19 protein-coding genes are annotated in these 20,278 nt (G+C 59.8%); 11 read left to right on the forward strand and 8 right to left on the reverse strand.

The annotated features are described in order from the left end of the window. Window positions 1-30: 30 nt before the first annotated feature. From N434_RS11520 to N434_RS11545, 6 genes are all read right to left on the reverse strand, one after another. The gene (locus N434_RS11520; RefSeq protein ID WP_110757838.1) at window positions 31-1,269 is read right to left on the reverse strand and encodes an acyl-CoA dehydrogenase family protein; all 1,239 of its coding nucleotides are present in this window, start codon (window positions 1,267-1,269) and stop codon (window positions 31-33) included. A gap of 69 nt (window positions 1,270-1,338) precedes the next feature. Next, window positions 1,339-2,394 (reverse strand): aldo/keto reductase, encoded by a 1,056-nt coding sequence (locus N434_RS11525; RefSeq protein WP_110757839.1) that lies wholly within the window; start codon window positions 2,392-2,394, stop codon window positions 1,339-1,341. Between the two features lie 18 nt (window positions 2,395-2,412). Beyond that, the gene (locus N434_RS11530; RefSeq protein WP_110757841.1) at window positions 2,413-3,348 is read right to left on the reverse strand and encodes an ABC transporter ATP-binding protein; all 936 of its coding nucleotides are present in this window, start codon (window positions 3,346-3,348) and stop codon (window positions 2,413-2,415) included. Continuing rightward, complete coding sequence (locus tag N434_RS11535; RefSeq protein ID WP_065117476.1) at window positions 3,326-4,324, reverse strand: ABC transporter ATP-binding protein; 999 nt, start codon at window positions 4,322-4,324, stop codon at window positions 3,326-3,328. The genes N434_RS11530 and N434_RS11535 overlap by 23 nt, the downstream gene beginning before the upstream one ends. Then, a complete protein-coding gene (locus tag N434_RS11540) occupies window positions 4,321-5,316 on the reverse strand; it encodes an ABC transporter permease (RefSeq protein ID WP_110757843.1) in 996 nt (331 codons plus the stop codon). Before N434_RS11540 ends, N434_RS11535 begins: the two co-directional genes overlap by 4 nt. After that, window positions 5,313-6,302, reverse strand: a complete 990-nt coding sequence (locus tag N434_RS11545) for an ABC transporter permease (protein ID WP_065117478.1) — start codon at window positions 6,300-6,302, stop codon at window positions 5,313-5,315. Before N434_RS11545 ends, N434_RS11540 begins: the two co-directional genes overlap by 4 nt. A 270-nt stretch (window positions 6,303-6,572) precedes the next feature. Here N434_RS11545 and N434_RS11550 point away from each other — a divergent pair, with 270 nt between their 5' ends. The 3 genes from N434_RS11550 to N434_RS11560 all read left to right on the forward strand — a co-directional run bounded on the left by N434_RS11550 (window position 6,573) and on the right by N434_RS11560 (window position 10,454). Then, the gene (locus N434_RS11550; RefSeq protein WP_110757845.1) at window positions 6,573-8,180 is read left to right on the forward strand and encodes an ABC transporter substrate-binding protein; all 1,608 of its coding nucleotides are present in this window, start codon (window positions 6,573-6,575) and stop codon (window positions 8,178-8,180) included. Between the two features lie 67 nt (window positions 8,181-8,247). Then, entirely contained in the window at window positions 8,248-9,279 is a 1,032-nt protein-coding gene (locus tag N434_RS11555) for an ABC transporter substrate-binding protein (protein ID WP_110757847.1), read from the forward strand. Next, entirely contained in the window at window positions 9,276-10,454 is a 1,179-nt protein-coding gene (locus N434_RS11560) for an acyl-CoA dehydrogenase family protein (protein ID WP_110757849.1), read from the forward strand. The genes N434_RS11555 and N434_RS11560 overlap by 4 nt, the downstream gene beginning before the upstream one ends. A gap of 57 nt (window positions 10,455-10,511) precedes the next feature. Here N434_RS11560 and N434_RS11565 read toward each other — a convergent pair whose 3' ends face one another. Continuing rightward, complete coding sequence (locus N434_RS11565) at window positions 10,512-11,582, reverse strand: LLM class flavin-dependent oxidoreductase (RefSeq protein ID WP_110757851.1); 1,071 nt, start codon at window positions 11,580-11,582, stop codon at window positions 10,512-10,514. Window positions 11,583-11,914: 332 nt separating this feature from the next. Here N434_RS11565 and N434_RS11570 point away from each other — a divergent pair, with 332 nt between their 5' ends. The 6 genes from N434_RS11570 (at window position 11,915) to N434_RS11595 (ending at window position 17,136) form a co-directional block, all read left to right on the forward strand. Next, a complete protein-coding gene (locus N434_RS11570) occupies window positions 11,915-12,538 on the forward strand; it encodes an alpha/beta hydrolase (RefSeq protein ID WP_110757853.1) in 624 nt (207 codons plus the stop codon). Window positions 12,539-12,766: 228 nt separating this feature from the next. Further along, entirely contained in the window at window positions 12,767-13,696 is a 930-nt protein-coding gene (locus N434_RS11575) for a sulfurtransferase (RefSeq protein ID WP_110757855.1), read from the forward strand. Between the two features lie 75 nt (window positions 13,697-13,771). Next, window positions 13,772-14,950: a YeeE/YedE family protein gene (locus tag N434_RS11580; RefSeq protein WP_110758013.1), complete on the forward strand. Its 1,179-nt coding sequence runs from the start codon at window positions 13,772-13,774 to the stop codon at window positions 14,948-14,950. Window positions 14,951-15,128: 178 nt separating this feature from the next. Further along, window positions 15,129-15,326, forward strand: coding sequence for a hypothetical protein (locus N434_RS11585; RefSeq protein WP_065117485.1), 198 nt, complete (start codon window positions 15,129-15,131; stop codon window positions 15,324-15,326). A 268-nt stretch (window positions 15,327-15,594) separates the two neighbouring features. After that, window positions 15,595-16,140, forward strand: a complete 546-nt coding sequence (locus tag N434_RS11590) for a flavin reductase family protein (RefSeq protein ID WP_065117486.1) — start codon at window positions 15,595-15,597, stop codon at window positions 16,138-16,140. Window positions 16,141-16,191: 51 nt separating this feature from the next. Then, a complete protein-coding gene (locus N434_RS11595) occupies window positions 16,192-17,136 on the forward strand; it encodes an acyl-CoA dehydrogenase family protein (protein ID WP_110757857.1) in 945 nt (314 codons plus the stop codon). A gap of 6 nt (window positions 17,137-17,142) precedes the next feature. Here the strand turns inward: N434_RS11595 and N434_RS11600 are convergent, their stop codons facing one another. After that, a complete protein-coding gene (locus N434_RS11600; RefSeq protein ID WP_065117696.1) occupies window positions 17,143-17,592 on the reverse strand; it encodes an RrF2 family transcriptional regulator in 450 nt (149 codons plus the stop codon). A 305-nt stretch (window positions 17,593-17,897) separates the two neighbouring features. Here N434_RS11600 and N434_RS11605 point away from each other — a divergent pair, with 305 nt between their 5' ends. Together N434_RS11605 and N434_RS11610 are read left to right on the forward strand one after the other, a co-directional pair. Continuing rightward, window positions 17,898-18,902 (forward strand): LLM class flavin-dependent oxidoreductase, encoded by a 1,005-nt coding sequence (locus N434_RS11605; RefSeq protein ID WP_181423950.1) that lies wholly within the window; start codon window positions 17,898-17,900, stop codon window positions 18,900-18,902. A gap of 23 nt (window positions 18,903-18,925) precedes the next feature. Further along, window positions 18,926-20,266 (forward strand): LLM class flavin-dependent oxidoreductase, encoded by a 1,341-nt coding sequence (locus N434_RS11610; protein ID WP_110757859.1) that lies wholly within the window; start codon window positions 18,926-18,928, stop codon window positions 20,264-20,266. Window positions 20,267-20,278 lie beyond the last annotated feature (12 nt).

Genomic DNA, 20,278 nt, shown 5'->3' on the forward strand with positions numbered 1-20,278 from the left:
CCTCCTTTGCCGCCTGCATCTTCCGCATGGTCAGAACACCCGGCCTTCCCTGAGATGCGTCGTGGTGCCATTGAGGTAATAGTCACCAATCACCCGTGCCTTGTGGGCAAGCGGATTGTGATTGTAGACAGTGCGGATGTTGCGCCAGTGGCGGTCGAAATTGCGCTCGCTCGAGGTCGCCGAGCCGCCGCCGAGCTCATAGAGGTTGGTAGCGACGGTCAGCGAAAGCTGCGAGGCGATGATCTGGGTGCGGGCGGTGGCAAGCGAGCCTTCCAGCAGGGCTGCCTCAATGGCCTCTTCGTCACCATTTGCAAAGGCGGCAGCCGTTCGGTCGAGCGTTCTGGCCGCTTCGCGGATGAGTGTCTTGACGGCGAAAGCGCCGGCACTGATTTCACCCAGCATCTTCTGCACGAAGGGATCCTGATTGGCGGTTTCCGCAGCGCTGTGAAGCGTGGTGCGCGCCTGGCGCAGGACATATTCCACCCCATCATTAAGCGCGCCCTGAACGGCGCCGGCGGCCGATGCGGCGAGATGCAGCTGCCGCATGGCCGAGCTGTGGCGGCCGATCTGGGTGCCGAGCCTGCGGGTTGTCAGCTCATGCGGCAGCACCTCGACATTTTCAAGCAGCACGCCGCCGCTTGCCGTCATGCGCTGGCCCATGCTGTCCCAGTCGTCGAGAATGGTGATGCCGGTGCGATCAAGCGGAATGAGCACGCCGATCGGCTGCTCGTCATCGCCAATGGCGCTGAAGGTGCCGAAATCGGCAAAGGCCGTGCCGGTCGCATACCATTTGCGGCCGTTCAGCCGGTAGCGGTCGCCATCGGCACTCAGCCGCGTGGTGATTTCGCCGGGGCGTTTGGTGCCCTGTTCGGTGCTGGCGCCCGCAAAGAGCTTGCCGGCGAGGACCTGTTCAAGATGCCGCCGGTCCTCCAGCTCGATGGGTGCAAGGGCGAGATTTTCGGTGAAATTGAAATGGCTGCGAAGCGCGTGCGGAATATTGCTGTCGGCCTCGCCGAGGATCATCAGCACTTCGATATAGTCGGCAATCGAGCCGCCCGGTCCGCCCTTGGCTTCGGGGACACGCAGCGTGCCGATCTTTGCCTCCTTGATAAGGGCGAAGATATCGAAGGGCAGTTCCCGCTGGCGCTCGCGGCGGGCGGCATCCCGGGCCGCGATAGCCGCAATGTCCTTTGCCCGGGCCAGAATCTCGTCACGGCTCGGCACGCCGGAATTATCGGTGGTGGTTGTCTGTAGTTTCGGATTGGACATTGCGGTTTTCCCGTGAGCGGATGTGAGGGCCTGCGGCACTACGCGCCGCAGGCATGTTCGTCTGGACGATCAGGCGACCGCGCGCGGCTTGAGCGCCGGGCGGTGTGCGGCCTCGAGATTGCGCGGCACGCGGCCTTCGACGGGATGGCTCGGATCGTTGAAACCGGGTGTCGAGGGATGGCCTGTTGTCACAAGGCTGTCGACCAGTGCTTCATCTTCGGCATCGATTTTCACATCGAGGGCGCGGATATAGCCGTTCCAGTGCTCTTCGGTGCGCGGGCCGGTGATGGCGGCGGTGACGAACTTGTTGTTCAGCACCCAGGCGAGCGCGAAATCCGCCGCCGAAACGCCCTTTGAAGCGGCATGGGCCGCGACCTTCTGGGCGATTTCAACCGATTCCGGACGCCATTCCGTTTCCAGAACGCGCTTGTCGCCCCGGCCAACGCGGGTATCGGCACCCGGCTGTTCGCCCGGCTGATATTTGCCGGTCAGTACGCCGCGTGCGAGCGGCGAATAGGACACGACACCAAGGCCATAATGATTGGCCGCCGGCAGCTGCTCGGCTTCGGCCGTGCGGTTGACGATGTTGTAGAGCGGCTGGCTGGCAACCGGCCGGTCGATGCCGAGCTGATCGGCCAGATGCGAAATTTCAGCGATGCGCCAGCCGCGGAAATTCGAAACACCGAAATAGCGCAGCTTGCCGGCGCGGATGAGATCGGCGATGGCGCGCACCGGCTCTTCCAGCGGCGCATCAAAGACGGCGCGGTGGAAATAGAGGATGTCGATATAGTCGGTGTTGAGGCGGCGCAGCGAATTTTCGACGGTCTCGATCACCCATTTGCGCGAATGGCCGCCAAGGTTCGGGCCCCTGGTATGGGAATTGACGAATTTCGTCGCCAGAACCCAGTGATCGCGCGTGGACTTGATGCCGCGGCCAACGACTTCTTCCGACTTGCCGTCGTGATAGACATCGGCGGTGTCGATGAAGTTGATGCCCTGTTCGCGCGCCTTGTCGATGATGCGGAAGGCCACGTCATCCGGTGTCGGGCCTCCGAACATCATCGTGCCGAGGCTCAGCGGTGAAACTTTCAGCGCGCTGCGTCCGAGATAGCGATAGTCGACCATTATGGTTGCTCCTTTAAATTATTGGGCATGGTGGCAGGCCACAGCGTGGTTCTTGCCGAAAAGGGTGTAATCCGGCGCTTTTTCGCGACAGAGATCGGTGGCGAGCGGGCAGCGTGTGTGAAACCGGCAGCCGGATGGCGGATCGTGCGGGCTCGGCAGATCGCCGGAAATCGGTGCCGCCTGCTTGCGGCGGGCGGGATCGGGAACGGCAGCGAGAAGGGCGCGAGTATAAGGATGCTTCGGAGAAGCCCAGAGTTCCGATGTCGGGGCGCTTTCGACGATCTTGCCGAGATACATGACCAGCACGCGGTCGGAGAAATAACGCACCACGGACAGATCATGTGAGACGAAGAGATAGGACAGCGAAAGCCGCTTCTTCATCTCCACCAGAAGATTGAGGATCTGCGCCTGTATCGAAAGATCGAGCGCCGAGACCGGCTCGTCACAGACCACCAGTTCCGGTTCCAGAACCAGTGCGCGGGCAATGCCGATGCGCTGGCGCTGACCGCCGGAAAATTCATGCGGATAACGGTCGAGCGAATCCGCCGGCAGGCCGACCTGCGCGACGATGGCTTCAACAATCTCCCGCTGGCGCGCCCGGTCGCCGATGCCGTGCACTTTCAGCGGCCCGGTAAGGATGGTGCGCACCGTCTGTCGCGGATTGAGGGAGGCGAAGGGATCCTGAAAGATCATCTGGATGCGGCGGCGTATGCCGCGCAGTTGCGAAGGCGTCATTGCCGTCACATCGGCGCCCTTGAAGGTGATCCTGCCGGAAGACGGTTCGACCAGACGCATCAGCGACTTGCCGAGCGAGGATTTGCCACAGCCGGATTCGCCCACCAGTGCCACGGTTTCGCCCGCCTCGATATCAAGCGAGACGTCATCGACGGCGCGCACGGTGCCGCGTCCGCCCGTATAGTGGGTGGAAAGACTATGCACTGACAAGAGCGTCATCGGACACCTCCTGGGATGTGGGAGCAACGAAGGGGCAGGCGGCGTAGCGGCCTTCCGAAATCGGCCTCAGCGGCGGCACGAACTGCCCGCAGAAACCACGGGCGCTCGGACAGCGCGGTCGGAAGGCGCAACCGCGTTCGCCCGTGGCGGAAACGATGGAGCCGGGAATCTCGATGAGCGGCCCGTCGCGATAATGCTGGCCGTCTTCCGCGCGCGGCGAGGCGGCAAGCAGGCCGCGCGTATAGGGATGGTAGGGGTTGGAGAAAACCGGTTCCGGCAATCCCTCTTCCACCTTACGGCCGGCATACATGACCATCACCCGGTCTGCCCATTGTGCCACGATGCCGAGATCATGGGTGATGAGGATGACCGCCATGTTGAGATCGCGGCGCAGATTGTCGAGCAGTTGCAGGATCTGCGCCTGTATCGTCACGTCAAGAGCCGTCGTCGCCTCGTCGGCGATCAGCAGTTTCGGATTGCAGGCAACGCCGATGGCGATCATCACACGCTGGCGCATGCCGCCGGAAAGCTGGTGCGGATAATCATCCACCCGGCGGCCCGCATCGGGAATGTTGACGAGGTCCAGCAGCTCGATGGCGCGTTTGCGCGCCTGATGCCGGTCGATCTTCTCATGGATGCGCAGCACCTCGATGATCTGTTCGCCGACCGTCAGCACGGGGTTGAGCGAGGTCATCGGCTCCTGAAAGATCATGCCGATATCCCGGCCGCGAATGCCGCGCCATTGCCGCTCGGAAAGCGGCAGCAGATCGCGGCCCTCGAGCAGAACCCGGCCGCCGGTCTTGGCGTGGGAGGGCAGGAGGCCGATCAGGCCAAGTGCCGTCAGGGATTTGCCGGAGCCGCTTTCGCCGACGATCGCCAGCATTTCGCCGGGGCTGACATCGAAACTGACGCCTTTGACCGGCTGGGTTGAACCGAAGCTGACGGAGAGATCATGGACTTCGATCAATTTGCTCATCGGCGTTCCTCCGAAAAACGGGGGTTGAGCGCATCGTTGAGGCCATCGCTGATGAGGTTCAGCGAAATGACGGTGAAGACGATGGCAAGGCCGGGAAGGGCGGTCAGATACCAGGCCGTGCGGATGACATCACGGCCGGAACCGATCATCGAACCCCAGGAGACACGGTTGGGATCGCCAAGCCCCATGAAGGACAGCGCTGCTTCCATGAGGATCGCTCCCGCCACCATGACGGATGAGGTGACGATGATCGGTGGCAGCGCATTAGGCAGGATTTCCTGAAAGACGATGCGGGCATGGCCATAACCGAGGCTACGAGCGGCGAGCACATAATCCTTTTCGCGGATGGCGCGGAATTCCGCACGGGTAAGACGCGCAACCAGCGGCCAGGTGATGATGCCGATGGCTGACGTGACCGTGGTGACAGACGGCTGGGCGATGGCGACCAGCACCACCAAGAGCACGAAATTCGGCAAGGTCTGGAAGATTTCGATCAGCTTGACGAGGATGTCGTCAATGACGCCGCCGAAATAACCGGCGAAGGCGCCAACCGCGATGCCGATGGTGAGCCCAATCAGAGTTGCCACGACACCGACGGTGAGCGAAATGCGCGCGCCATGCACGATGCCGGCCAGAACATCCCGACCCATGGAATCGGTTCCGAGCGGATAGGCCGCGTTCTGGCCCGGCCACAGGAACGGGCGGGCCACCATTTCCAGGGGATCGCCGGGATAGATCAACGGGGCGATCAGTGCGGTGACGATGACGGTGGCGAGAAACAGCAACCCGACGATGGCATTGGGATTGGTGAGGAAGATTTTCAGTTCGCGCCGCAGTCCACGTCGCGGCACGGAGACGGAGCGGGCCGAAAGCGCATCCGGCGCATGAATATAGGGCCAGGCCTTTTCTTCCGGCTTTTTCGGTTTGGGATTGGTCTCTTCAGCGTCAAGTTCGGCCGTGTTGAGAACCGCTGTCGTGTGGGAGGAATTCATCGGCTTTCTCCGATGCGGGGGTCAAGCCATGCCTGCAACAGGTCCACGGCCGCATTGACGATGATGACGACGAGGGAGGAGAGAAGCAGAATGCCGAGCAGCACGCTGAAATCCCGCGCCATGACGGCTTCGAAAGCGAGGCGGCCAAGGCCCGGCCAGCTGAAGACGGTTTCAACCACGACGGCGCCGCCGAGCAGTCCGCCAATATGCATGCCGGCCATGGTGGTGATGGGTATGAGCGCGTTGCGCAGGATATGGCGCGTGGTGAGCCTGATCGGCGAAACGCCCTTGGCACGTGCCGTGCGCACATAGTCCTGGGATTTCACCTCCAGCATGGCTGCGCGGGTGAGGCGGGCATAAATGGCCAGAAAATAGAGCGCCAGCGACAGGGCAGGGAGCACGATGTAGCGCAGCCTGTCGAGAAAGGCTGAAAAACCGGTAAGGCTGCTGCCGATGGTGCTGTCACCGCCGGACGGAAGCCAGCCGAGCTTGACCGAAAAGGTCAGGATCAGCATCAGGCCGATCCAGAAACCCGGTACGGAATAAAAAATCAGTGAGCCAATCGAAATGATCCGGTCCGGCAGCTTGCCGGAGAAGAGCGCCATGATGGAGCCGAGGAACACGCCGACGAAGATCGCGATGCCAAGGGCTGCGCCCATCAGCGCAAGCGTGCCGGGCAGGCGCTGGCCGATAAGGTCTGCCACCGGCATGCCGTATCGCGGCGAAAACCCAAGGCTGAACTGGGCCAGATTGCCGAGATAGTTCATCAGCTGATGCAGAACCGGCAAATCCAGTCCGAAGCGGGAGCGGATTTCCGCCATGGTCTCGACGGTTGCCGAACCCGCTTCCGCTGCCAGGACATCGGCGGCATCGCCGGGCGCCAGCTGCAGCAGGAAGAAGTTCAGGATGACGATACCGAGAACCGTCGGAATGGCCTGAATGGCCACCCGTCTTGCCTGCGATAAAATCCGTTTCGAATTCGACATCGGCTCCAGTCCGTAAGCGTGGGAAACATAAAATCAGCCTCGAAAGGCGTGAGCATTAGTTGACTAATTTTATGGAATTTGTCAAAGAGTAATAGAATTATTTTCTGAAATTTACGGAAATATGCGCCATAAAGAAAAGATAATTCCTAATTATGAGAATAGTTGGTTCTTCATGCCAAACTCACTCTCCTCTGCGGAACAAACTTCTTCCTAAGCGCGACCGTTCAGTTTGCCGGTTTTTTGCCGGTTCAATCAAGGAGAGGGTATCGCATGACTATTTTCAACCAGACGACGCGGCGAGGATTCCTACTGGCCTCGGTGGCGCTTGGCGTGGTGTCTTTGCCGGGGCTGAAGCTACGCGCGGCGGAGCCGGCAAGTGGTGGCACGGCCACCCTGCTCATCTCATCGGAACCGCCGGTGCTGACGACGATCGCGCATACGGCCTATAATTCCGTCTATATATCGCCAAAGGTGACCGAAGGTCTGCTGACCTATGATTTCGATCTCAATCCCAAGCCGCTGCTGGCCAAATCATGGGATGTGAGCGCGGATGGCCTGCGTTACACCTTCAAGCTGAGGCCCGGCGTGAAATGGCATGACGGCAAGCCCTTCACTTCCGCCGATGTGGCTTTCTCCATAAATACCATCAAGGAAGTGCATCCGCGCGGCCGTAATACATTCCTGAACCTTACCAGCGTCGAGACGCCTGATGAGTTGACGGCGGTTCTGGTTCTTTCCAAACCAGCGCCATACCTGATAACGGCGCTCGCCGCCGCCGAAACGCCCATCGTGCCGAAACATCTCTATGAGGGTACGAAAGTGACGGAAAATCCGGTCAATCTCGCCCCCATCGGCACCGGCCCGTTCAAGTTCAAGGAGTGGGTGCGCGGCAGCCATATCGTTTTCGAGCGCAATGCCGATTATTGGGATGCGCCGCGCCCCTATCTCGACAAGCTGATCGTCCGCTTCATTCCTGACGCTTCCGCCCGCGCGATTGCCATTGAAACCGGCGAGATCGATCTCGCCCCCAGCACGCCGGTCGCTTATAGCGATCTCGACCGCCTGAAAGAGCTTCCGAGCCTCGGTTTTGAGACAAACGGCTATCAATATTCGAATTCCGTCAGCCGCGTGGAGTTCAATCTCGAAAAGGATGTGTTCAAGGATGTGCGTGTCCGTCGCGCCTTCGCGCATGTGATCGACCGCAACGTCATCTTCAACACCGTTAATTACGGTTACGGCGCGACCATCACCGGCCCGATCAATCCGAAGCTGACGAAATGGTTCGTTGCGGACCTAAAAACCTATCCGATCGATCTGAAGGCCGCCGAAGCGCTTCTCGATGAGGCCGGATACAAGCGCGGTGCAGATGGCATCCGTTTCAAGCTCAATCTGGATTATGTGCCCAGCACCGAAGCCTATCCGCGCGGTGCGGATTATATTCGCCAGGCGCTGGCGAAAGTCGGCGTCGATGTGACGGTGCGCACGCAGGATTTCGCCACCTATACCAAGCGCATCTACACGGATCGCGACTTCGATTTTGCCTATGAGGGTATGAGCAATCTCTTCGATCCGACCGTCGGCGTGCAGCGGCTTTATTGGTCGAAGAACTTCAAGAAGGGCGTGCCTTTCTCCAATGGTGCGGCCTACAGCAATCCGAAGGTGGATGCGCTTCTCGAAGCCGCTGCCATTGAGATCGATCCGGACAAGCGCGTCGCGCAATGGAAGGAAATCCAGCAGATCCTCGTAGAGGACGTGCCTGCAATCGACATCGTCGCGGCACCAGAAATTACCATCTTCAACAAGCGTATCGCCGATCACACCATCGGTGCCGAAGGTGTGGCGGGAAGCCTCGCCTTCGCGCATATCGCCGCATCCTGATCGTTTCACCAGACCCGGCCCCCTTTGCTGCGGGCCGGGACTTTTCCCTTTCATCGAGGACAAAGCCATGAGCACGTCACTTTCTGAAATCTGGTACACACGCTGCCCGGTGCCCACGCCCGTGGGACTGGCGGCGCAGCTCGGTTATCTCGGGCAGACCTTCGAGGAGGTCGGTATATCGCTGAAATCCATCATCGATTCGCCTGACCGATCCGTTCGTCAGAGCCATTTCAACCACACGCTGGAATGGTCCTTCCGTCACGGCGGCAATGTGCCGCCCATCCGCGCCCGTTCGGAAGGGCGCAATACACGCCTTGTCGGCATTACCTGGACGGATGAGTTTCAGGCAATCATCACCCTGCCGGAGACCGGTATTCGCTCTGTTACCGATCTTGCCGGTCGCCGTTTCGGCGTGCCGCGCAGGCCGGAAGGCATTGTCGATTTCATGCGGGCGACGGCGCTGAAGGGGATCGTCTCGGCGCTTTCGCTGGAAGGGCTGACGGTAGAGGATGTCGAACTGAAAGATATCGTCATCACGGATTCGGTGCTGGCTTCGCAGGAAGGGCCGTCGCTTTTCGGGCTGAAGCGCCGGCAGTCTTTCGGTGAGGAGATCATCGCGCTATTGCGGGGTGAGGTCGATGCGATCTTCGTCAAGGGAACGGCGGGTATTGCTGCCGCCAATCTGATCGGTGCGGTGCAGGTGGTGGAATTCGGTTTTCACGCCGATCCAAAAATACGCATCAATTCCGGTTCGCCCCGGGTGCTGACGGTTGATGGACGGCTTGCCGATGAGCGTCCCGATCTGGTGGAGCGGCTGGTTGCCGCCATCGGCAAAGCCTCGCTCTGGGCGGAGCAGCATTCGGAAGAAACGCGTCGTTTTATTGCCCGTGAGGCCGGCGCGACGGAGGAACAGGTTCTGGCCGCTAACGGGCCGGAGGTCCACCGCCATCTCGGTCTTGGCCTTGATGCGGACCTTGTCGCCGCTGTCGGTCACTACAAGGATTTCCTGCATCAATGGGGTTTCCTTGAAAACGACTTCGATCTCGGCGAATGGATTGACGATCGTTTCGTGACGGCAAGTGAAAGGGCGGTGGCATGAGTGTTGCGCTATCCGCCGTTCCGCGCCCGCCGGAGCAGCAATCGAGCCCTGTTGCCGTTGCAACTGCGCTGGCCGACGATTTCAGCCTGACGGCGGCGGACCATGACAAAAGCGGCGCATTCGCCGCCGGCAATTTCGAGGCGCTTTTCAAGTCCGGCCTGCTGGGTCTCGTGACGGCTGAAAAGGATGGCGGCTGGGGCGAGGGCATTGAGACGGCCCATGCCGTCATCGCGGCCATTGCCAGGGGCGATCCGTCGACCGCCCTCATCCTCGCCATGCATTACAGCGTTCATGCCGCGATACGGCGCGGCAAATGGCCGGTGGCACTTGCTTCAAGGGTTCTGGCCGCCAATAGCAGGGAACCGGCGCTTTTGAACAATGCACAGGCGGAGCCGGGGGTCGGTTCGCCGGCCCATGGCGGCCTGCCGGAAACGACGGCGCGGATTGAGGGCGATGTCTGGGTTGTCAATGGCCGCAAAAGTTTCGTCACCGGCCTGCCGGGTCTGAAATGGGCGATCGTGCTCGCGGTAACGACGGAAGAGGCGCCGCGCCTGATCCAGCTTCTGGTCCCGCTCGACGCGCCGGGCATCACCCAGGAAAAGGCATGGGAGGCGACCGGCATGTATGCCACTGCAAGCCATGACCTGGTGCTGAAGGAGGTAAGGGTGGCGCTTGCCGATATCGTTGCCGAACAGCCGGCGGATGAGCCGTTGCGGCGCGATGAGGCAGACGGCTATAATTTCTTCGCGCTGCTGGCTTCCGTCTATCACGGTGTTGCGCTTTCGGCACGTGACGATCTCCTGCGCCATCTGAATGGCCATGTCCCGGCAAGCCTTGGTGCGCCGCTCTCCTCCATTCCCCGCATTCAGGAAGGTCTCGGTCAGATCGAGGTGCTTCTCGCTGCAAACCGGCGTCTACTTCTCTCCGTCACCCGCGATATCGACGCTGGCGAAAGGGTGGGAACCGATGCGCTCGCCGTTCGCCATGTGGTGATCGACAATGCGGTGGCAGTGACGGATCTGGCGCTGGAGCTTGGCGGTAATCGCGGCCTGCGCCGGGACTATAATCTCGAACGCCATCATCGCGATGCCATCACGGCAAGGGCGCATGCGCCACAAAGCCACATGATCCGCACGATTCTCGGCCGTCAGAGCATCAAGGCGGCGGGCGGCTGATCGATGAAAACGCCGGGCGGCCTTGCCTCTGCAGGATCGCCCGGCATCGTCTCGGTATCAATCCCGCAACAGCGGCAAGAGCCTGTCGCCCTGCCGTTCGATCTCCTGCAGATAGGGCGTGTCGGAAAGCACGAAATTGGTGATGCCAAGCGCGCGGTATTTGCGCAGTGACGCCGCGACATCTTCCGCCGAACCCACCAGCCATGTGGTTGCCGCACCGCCGCCGCCAAACTTGCCCGGTGCGGTGTAAAGATTATCGTCCAGAACATCGCCCTGACGGTGCAGATCCAGCAGCCTGCGTTGGCCGATTGCCACGCCTTGCAGATGATCGTTCCAGCGCGCTCCGTTATTTGCGGCCATCTCGGCAACCTTCGCTTCCGCATCGCGCCATGCTTCTGCCGTCGTTTCCCGCACCAGCGTGGTGATCCGCAGGCCGAATTGCAGCGGTGGTAAGTCACGGCCAAGCGTTTCACTGAAATGCCTGAGTCTTTCTATCCGTTCGCCCACACCGGCGAGCGGCTCGCCCCAGAACAATTGTACATCGGCCTCGGTTGCGGCGACCTGCTCGGCCGCCTCGGACGCGCCGCCGAAATAAAGTTTGGGATGTGGCCGGCCGTTGCGTGCGGCGATGCGCGGCAGGACAGTCGAATTCCTGACCCGGAAATGCTCCCCGTCGAAGGTGACATTTTCTTCCGTCCAGAGCCGCCGCACCAGCCGCATGAACTCTTTCGTGCGCGCATAACGTTGCGCCTGATCACCTTCTTCATCGCCATAGGCAGCCAGCTCGTCGCGACCCGAGACGACATTGATCCGTACCCGGCCACCCGAGAGTTGATCGAGTGTGGCGGCGGCCGATGCGAGATTGGCCGGTTTCCAGTAGCCGGGGCGGATGGCGATCAGCGGCTCGAAGGTGGTGGTGCGCGCCGCAAGGGCGGCCGCCACCGTGAATGTGTCGGGCCGGCCCCAGCCGGTGCCGACCAGCGCACCTTTCCAGCCATGATTTTCCAGCGCCTTTGCGTGGCTGGCCAATGTATCGAGGCTGTTATGGTTGTCGCTGACGGCATCGCCCCTGTGACCGGGTTTGACGTCATTGGGGATGTACCAGAGAAATTCGCTCGTGCTGCTCACATTATCCGCCTGAATTTTCGATTCATGTCGCGGTGCGAGAATGACAAAGCGGCGGCGGATGGGCCAAGCAGCGGTGTCTCATTTGATGTGCGACGGAGGAAAAGCTTTCCGCAGGAAGTGAATATATTGCACATATTTTCTATGTAAAAAATGTGAGTAAATGATTCCGTCTGAACAGGAATTTATCGGCGGTTGAGAACGCATTTTCTTCTGTATCGAATTTCTTCAGATCGATTTTTTCTTTGATCCAGAAAGGTGAGCAAGCGAGCATTCGACTGAAATCGTAAAAATCATCATGCTTTGCACGGACCACCCGCAACCACGGAGCAGGCATGTGTACCACCTTGATTGTTCCCGGACTGAACGGTTCGGATGAGGGGCATTGGCAGCGGCACTGGCTGCTGGATGATCCCGCAGCGCAGCTGGTAGATCAGGATGACTGGCAATGCCCGGTTCTCGAGGACTGGCGCGATCGTCTTGAAGCAGCGCTTGCCTTGGTCGACAGCGCCTATATCGTCGCCCACAGCCTCGGTTGCGTGCTGGTCGCGAATATGGCCTCCCGGCCGGCGGCGGCAAAAATTAGAGGTGCGCTTCTTGTCGCACCGGCCCATCTGGACAGGGTGGAAGCGATGCATCCCTGTATTGTCCGGTTCGGAGCCTTTCCCCTGGCGCCGCTTGCTTTCCCCAGCCTCGTCGTCGGTAGTATGAACGACCCCTATATGAGCCCGGAAGACCTGGCATATACGGCCGCCAGCTGGGGAAGCGATCTCGTCAATCTTGGCCCGGCAGGGCATATCAATATCGCTGCCGGTTTTGGAAGGTGGCCAGAGGGATATGACCTGCTGGCACGCCTGAAAACGGGTGCGGGCTCCCAATCGCCTGCGGCCAGATCGAGAATACGGGGATTACCCGTGGTTCGCGGCGGGCATCTTCAGGGGGACGCCAGCGCACCATAATCTGTCGGCTCATGAAGGGATGTGTTCCAGTTCAGTCCTGCTTTCAGCGGTATACAACTTTTGAGAGTTTTATGGCGGTTTTATCCGAAGAAAATTTCGAATCTCACCTTTTGATTGTTTTGAGTGACTGCATTTATTTTCTACAGAAAATATGAAAAACCGTTTCTTCGCTCCGGACGATTTTGTTGCGACCTTTCAATGGTCATCAAATCAGGAAGGGGTAAGGGAATGTCCAGGATCAAGTCTGTAGCGTCGGCTCTCGGCGGATTGTTGTTGTCGACGGTATCGCTGTCTGCTGCCGGCGCATCGGACGCGCTGGTGACGGCCGATTGGCTGAAGGAAAATCTCGACAATCCGAAGGTTCGGGTTTTCGAAGTCAGCGTCGATACGGGCGTCTACGAGCGCGGGCATATTCCCGGCGCGGTGAACCTCAACTGGCATACGGACCTTGTCGACAAGGAACGGCGCGACATTGCCGCGCGGGAAAATTTCCAGTCCCTGCTGCAAAAGGCCGGTGTCGGTGACGATACGACGATCGTTCTTTATGGCGACAACAATAACTGGTTCGCCGCCTGGGGCGCGTGGATTTTTGAAACCTATGGCCTTGGCGACCGGGTGAAGCTGCTGGATGGTGGCCGTAAGCTCTGGGAAGCGCAGGGCCTGCCTTTCGACACATCGGCACCCGCAACGGCCGAAACGAAACTGAAACTTGGCGAACCGGACACCTCGGTGCGGGCGCGGTTTGTTGATGTGGTCGCCGTGGCCGAAGGCAAACACAATATCAAGCTGGTCGATATTCGCTCGGCGGATGAATATTCCGGCAAGATTTTCGCCCCCGATGGCGTCAAGGAATTGTCAGTGCGGGCTGGTCATATTCCCGGCGCTGTCAACGTGCCGTGGGGCACGATCGTCAACAAGGACGGAACCTTCAAATCTGCAGATGAGATCAAGGCGATCTATGCGGAAAAGGGCATCGACGGCTCCGCCCCGGTCATCACCTATTGCCGTATCGGCGAGCGCTCCAGCCACACCTGGTTCGCCTTGAAGAAGATACTCGGTTACGACGTCCGCAACTATGACGGTTCCTGGACCGAATATGGCAATGCGGTCGGCGTTCCCATCAGCAACCCGACCGGTACGGTCTGGACGGGCAAATAAGCCGCAGCCTTCCTTTTTGAAGCCGGTGCGTCAGTGCGGCGCACCGGCGTTTTCTCCTGCCATATCCGGTATTTCATGCATCTTACCTTTCGCCGCTTCGCGGCCTTCGCCATTTTATGCACGCTGACTGTTGCTGCTCACCAACTGGGGACGCTTGAGAACGGCAGGCAGCTTGCATTTTCACTGTTGGCCGGTATCGCTTTCGGCATCGTGATGCAGCGCGGACGGTTCTGCTTCCTCTGCAATTTTCGGGATTTCATCGACGACAGGCGCTCGGATGGCGTTCTTGCAATTCTCGTCGCACTTCTTGCGGGCGTGGTGTTTTATCAGATCATCACCATCGCGTGGATGCCGGTTCCGCAGCCCGGTCGTCTGCCGCCCAACGCGCATATCGGCCCGGTCGGCTGGGTCCTGGCGTTGGCGTCGACGGTTTTCGGTGTAGGCGCCGCACTTTCCGGCTCCTGCCTGTCGGGGCATTTTTACCGGTTGGGGGAGGGAGCCTTTGGCTCCGTTCTTGCCATTGCCGGTGCGGCGCTCGGTTTTCTGCTGGCGTTCCTCAGCTGGAATTTTCTTTATACGCTCAGCGTATTCAACGACCCGTCGATCTGGCTGCCGCACCATCTGGGATATGGCTTGGCGCTGCTGCTTGCCGGTTTTGTTTTGGCCGGGCTGATCTTCATTGTCCTTTTTTTCGATAAGTCAGCGTCTGTTCCATCGGGCGTACCGGAAAACCGGCTGCAACAGGCCCTGCGAAGCGTTTTTGTCGAACGCTGGCCGCCGGTCGTCACCGGGGTTCTGGTTGCAGCCATCAGCGCCTTTTCCTATTTCCGCGTTGCGCCGCTTGGGGTGACCGCCGAACTCGGCAGCGTCGTCAGAACGGCCGGTGCATCCGCGGCATGGGTGCCGGAAACGCTTGCGGGCCTCGATACGGTGCGCGGCTGCATCAGTGCGGTAAAAACCACGATCCTGTCGCCTAACGGCGTCTTCGTGCTGGGGCTGATCTTTGCAAGCTTCGCAGCCGCGCTTTCGGCGGGAAAATTCCAGCCATCCTGGCCGTCTGCCGGCGGGTTGGCAAGCCGTTTTGCCGGCGGTGTGTTGATGGGCTGGGGTGGCATGACCGCGCTTGGCTGCACCATCGGCGTGCTGCTGTCGGGCATTCATGCGGGCGCGGTGTCGGGCTGGGTATTTTTTCTTTTTTGTGGTCTTGGCGCCTTTGCGGGCCTCATTATCAAACGCAGGCTTTCCTGGCCGTGATACCCCTATGCTGAAATACGGCCAATTCCGCTGTCCGAAATGGAATTTTCCTCGCCTTGGCAACCTTAGTCCGCATTTGCGGGCTGCTCGCCAATTATAGAATAGTAATTTTATGGAAAATATTGACGATTTTGGATTGCCGCCGGAGGATAGGGGATGTTGAGCAAAGGAGGCGCACATGCCGCAGGGACTTCATGCGTTTACTTTCGATCTGTTCGGTCTGACCCGGCGCCGGCCGCGGGGAGATGAACAGGGCACTCTTCATCCGCTGGATCACTCCGGGCGTATCAGGCAGGAGAAAAGCGATCTTGAACTTGAGCGGGAAGAGATCTGCGAAATGAACTTCGCCATGCTCGGTCTTTATCCAGTCTTCTGAGGGGATGGGCCGTCCCGGTCCGCGTGCCATTGCGGGGAGATAAACTCTCCCCGCCCCGGAAAAATTGGAACGAAATTTCTTATATATGTGGCGGAATTGGCTACCCTTTTTACCGCCGGGCCTCGTGTCGGCCGGGCTGAATATTCGGGGGTTTGTCAGATAGAACATTATTTCCATAGAATATAAATATTATGGAAAACGATGTCTATTTAATCCCCTGCTGCCGCTGCTAGCTATTGAACAATTCAGCTGTTTTCAGGAGCGATCGATGACACTGCAATATGCGGCCAAGGATCAACAATTCATCAATCTTCGCGATCCGGTCTCGGGCAGGGCTGCGGATGCCGACAGCCTCAAGGCGGCGCTGAGAACGCTCGGCGGTGGCGTCAGCGTCATCACCGCCGGAGAAGGCGAGGCACGCACCGGTGCGACCGTGACCTCGGCCACCGCCCTGTCGGTCGATCCGCCGAGAATTCTGGTGGCGCTCAACCGGTCGTCGTCCACATGGCCGGTGGTGCAGCGTTTCGGTCACCTCGCTGTCAACATCATCGGCGCGAACCACCAGTTCATCGCCAACCAGTTTGCCGGCATCGGCGGCCTGAAGGGTGCGGATCGTTATCGCGGCGCGGAGTGGACCCGGCTGGCGAGCGGCGCTCCCATTCTCGAAGATGCCGTTGCGGCGATCGACTGCACTATCGAGGAGGCGATCGAGCGACACAGCCACGTCATCGTCATCGGCAAGGTGGAGGCGATCCGCATCGGCTCCGGTCATTCGCTGGTCTATCAGAACGGGCGTTATCATTCGCTGGACTGAGCGCCGGCCGCTGCGGCGCTTTCAACGGGTTATTCTTTTAGGGAGTTGAGCATGGGATCTGTCACGCCGCTCGGCGAAAGAATTCGTTTCGTTCCTCCACGTCTCGGCGCGGATGGCGATGTGCTGACCGTGGCCCGGGCGATTGCCGAACAATGTCCCTTTGAAAATGCCGGACAGGTCCATGCGCGGATCGCCCGTTCGGGCCTTCTCGCCCTCTCTGTTCCGAATGAATTGGGTGGGGCGGATATCACCAATGACATTCTCGCACAGGCGCTTTCGATTATTGCCGTGGCCAGTGCGGGGGCAGCGCGTGATCTGATCGAACATTTCACCGCGCTTGAATTCATCCGTAATGCCGGCAGCGAAGAGCAGCGCGCGGCCCTTTTTGCCCGCCTTGATCTTGGCGAGACCTTTGCGCTTGTGTCTTCCCACGCGGGTGTGGAGCAGCCGGTTCCGATGATCGACGATGATTATGCCTTGCGGCTTCCCGATGATGTCGCGCGTTCGGTCACGACCGATGCCGACTGGATCGTCGTTCCAGCCGTCAATGCAGCGGGAAAAGCCCTGCTCGTGGTGCTGCGCAACCGGCCGGATACATCATGGGATGGCCTGCTGCGGGCCGATCAGGTCACCTTTCTTGCGCAGGGCGCAGGAAATCTTGCCGCTTCCGTTGCCACCTTGCTGAAAGCGGCGGTGGCCCTGGGTGAAAAACAGCGTGAACTTTCGGTGCTGCTGATCGACAGATTGGCGGACGAAGGCGCGGCACAGCCAGCCATTGGCGAGGTTTTTCTCGCCATCGAACTGCTGAAGGCACAAATCTCCGGCCTTGCCGCGCATATCGATGCGGCGCAGGTGGGTTCGGAGAACGTGACGTTTCGGTCGGTCAGGAACAGCGCGATCACGCTTGAAATCCTGATGGCGCGTCTTGGCCTAATCGATGGCGCGGGGGAATCCGGGCTGCTTGCATCCCTGGGAGATGATCTGCGCCGGCAATAGCGGTGGCTATTTGCCAGCGGGAATGGAGCGCGCTTTCTGCCCGTCCCCGGCGACGAATTGTGCGAGCGTCATGTTGTCCAGGATTGTTGCGATGGCGTCGCGCACGTCCGTCATCGAAACCCTGACCTGACAGGTCTCGGGATCGTCACAGTCGTCACAGGCTTCAAAGGCGGTGCGGCTTGCGCAGCGGATGGGCGCCAGGGGGCCGTCCAGTGTGCGGATGACCTGGCCGATCATGATTTCGGATGGTGTTTTCGAGAGTGAATAACCGCCATTTGGTCCCTTCTTGGAGCGCAGGATACCGCTGTTGCGCAGTTCGAGAAGGATGGTGTCGAGGAACTTTTTCGGAATATTGTTGCGTGTGGCAATCTCGGTCACGAAGGCAGTCTCCCCTTGGGGCAGCTGCGCCAGATCGACCAGAGCCTTTAATCCGTATTTGCCTTTTTTGGTCAACATCGCCTGATCCGCAAAAAGGGCCGGCACATTCCGCGACGCCGGGCCATATTATTCCTAACTTACTAAGTAGTTTTTAGCGAATTCCGGCGCAAGCCCGTTTCGCAGGCATGTGCCGCTGAAAACGGCTTATTGCCCGTCATTCTCATACCCATGTTTCGGCGTGACGGATGATCTTGCCGGAGTTGATTTCTCAAAGCCTGGCGGAAAACAATATTTTCTCTGATCGCATCGCAACGTGGAACGAACGTTCTTTATTAGAATATAAAATCGGTAGACAAAGTATGCATCAAAAGACGTGCGAGGTGATGATGTATACTCTCAGTTTGCTGGACAAGAGCCCCGTTTCGGCGGGTGAGGATGCGGCCGGCGCATTCCGCGACACGATCAATCTCGCCAGGCGTGCCGAAGATCTGGGTTATCGTCGGTTCTGGGTGGCCGAACATCACAATTCGCCGGAGCTTGCCGGCTCCGCGCCCGAGGCGCTTGTGGCGTGGATACTGGCGAAGACATCCCGTATCCGCGTCGGTTCGGGTGGTGTCATGCTGCAGCATTACAGCCCCTACAAGGTCGCCGAGGTTTTCAATGTCCTCTCTTCGCTGGCGCCCGGCCGGGTCGATCTCGGCATCGGCAAGACGCCGGGTGGCCTGCCATTGGCGACGTCCGCCTTGCAGCAGGCCTATGATCCTGCCCGCAAGCCGGATTTCGAGACGGCCTTCGGGGAACTCACCACATTTTTATCGGGGGCCGCGCCGTTGGATCATGCGCAGGCCGGATTGCAGGCAACGCCTGCGCCGCCGGTCGCGGCAGAGAGATTCCTGCTCGGCGCCAGCCCGGAAAGTGCAAGGCTTGCGGCTTCAAAAGGATGGAGTTTCGTCTTTGCCGGTCATCTCAATGGCGATCCGGACGTTCTTCGCCGCAGCCTGTCGGCTTTCCATGCAGAAAGCGGCGGAAATGCCCCGATCCTCGCCTTGTCGGCCTTTGCCGCCAGTAATCCCGACCATGCCGCAAGGCAGGTCGAGGGCCAGCGCATCTACCGGGTGTTCCTCAGCGATGGCAGGGCTTTCAATCTCGGTCGCCGCGAGCAGGCGGAAGAATTTGCCCGCCAGTCCGGCGATAGCGATTATCGCATCGAGGAGCGCAAGCCCAACGTGCTGCATGGTGCACCGGAGGATATTCACCGGGCGTTGCGCGCTCTTTCCGAAGAGCACGGCATTGAGGAATTCATCATCGAACCGCCGCATGTGGGGGCCGATCAGCGGCTTGCCTCGGTTGAACTCTTGGCCACGCATCGCCTTTCCCGGGCGGCGTGATTTTGTCCTCAGGAGGAAATGACATGACGAGAAAGAAAATCCGTTTCGGCATCATGCTTCAGGGGCCCGGCGGGCATATGAACGCCTGGCGGCACCCCAAAAGCCCGGTCGATGCCAGCGTCAATTTCGACTTCTTCAGGAAGACCGCGTTGAAGGCGGAAGCGGCGGGCATCGCCTTCGCTTTCGTGGCGGACGGGCTCTATATCAATGACAAGTCGATCCCGCATTTCCTCAACCGGTTCGAGCCGCTGACGATCCTGTCGGCGCTCGCTTCCGTGACCTCGAAGATCGGTCTCGCCGGTACGGTTTCGACTTCCTATAGCGATCCCTTCACCATTGCCCGCCAGTTCGCCTCGCTCGATCTGCTGAGCGGCGGTCGCGCCGGATGGAATGCGGTCACGACGCCGCTTGAAGGCACGGCGAAGAATTACAGCCGCAACCATCCCGAACATGCGCTGCGTTACGAGATTGCCGACGAATATCTCGAAGTCATCAAGGGCCTGTGGGACAGCTGGGACGATGACGCTTTCCTGCGCAACCGCGAGACGGGACAGTTCTTCGACCGGGTCAAACTCCATACGCTCGGCCATAAGGGCCGTTTCTTCCAGGTGGAAGGCCCGCTCAATATCCAGCGTTCGCCACAGGGGCAGCCGGTCGTATTCCAGGCCGGCTCCTCGGATGCCGGTATCGGCCTTGCGGGCAAACATGCCGATGCCGTCTTCACCAATTCCGCTTCGCTGGAGGAAAACCAGACCTTCCTCAAGCGTGTGAAACAGAGCGCCGTCGCACAGGGCCGCTCCGCTGCCGATGTGAAGATTTTCCCCGGCATCGGCCCGATTGTCGGCGAGACGCAGGAGGAAGCGGAGGCGAAATATAACGTCATCCGCAACCTCATTACGACAGAGGATGCGCTCGCCTATCTCGGCCGTTTCTTCGATCATCATGATTTCAGCGCCTATCCGCTGGATGAGCCTTTCCCCGAACTCGGCGAGATCGGCAAGAACAGTTTCCGCTCCACGACCGACCGCATCAAGCGCCGCGCCAAGGAAAAGAACCAGACGCTGCGCGAGGCGGCGCTTGAGGCCGCGACCCCGCGTGAAGGTTTCATCGGCACCCCGGACAAGGTGGCTGACGAAATCATCCGCTGGGTGGAGCACGATGCGGCCGATGGCTTCATTCTGGGCTTTCCGGTGATTGCCGAGGGACTGGACGATTTCATCCGTCTCGTCATCCCGGTGCTGCAACGGCGCGGTTATTTCGATCCGCATCTGGAAGGGGCGACGTTGCGCGACCATCTCGGCCTGCCTTTCCGGCAAAGTGTCTATTCCAGCGGCGACAGCAGCGCGGACAAGGCCATCGCCTGAGCTTGCGGCCGG

Origin of the sequence: Rhizobium sp. UGM030330-04 (assembly GCF_003208455.1) — a bacterium.
GTDB lineage: Bacteria > Pseudomonadota > Alphaproteobacteria > Rhizobiales > Rhizobiaceae > Agrobacterium > Agrobacterium rhizogenes_A.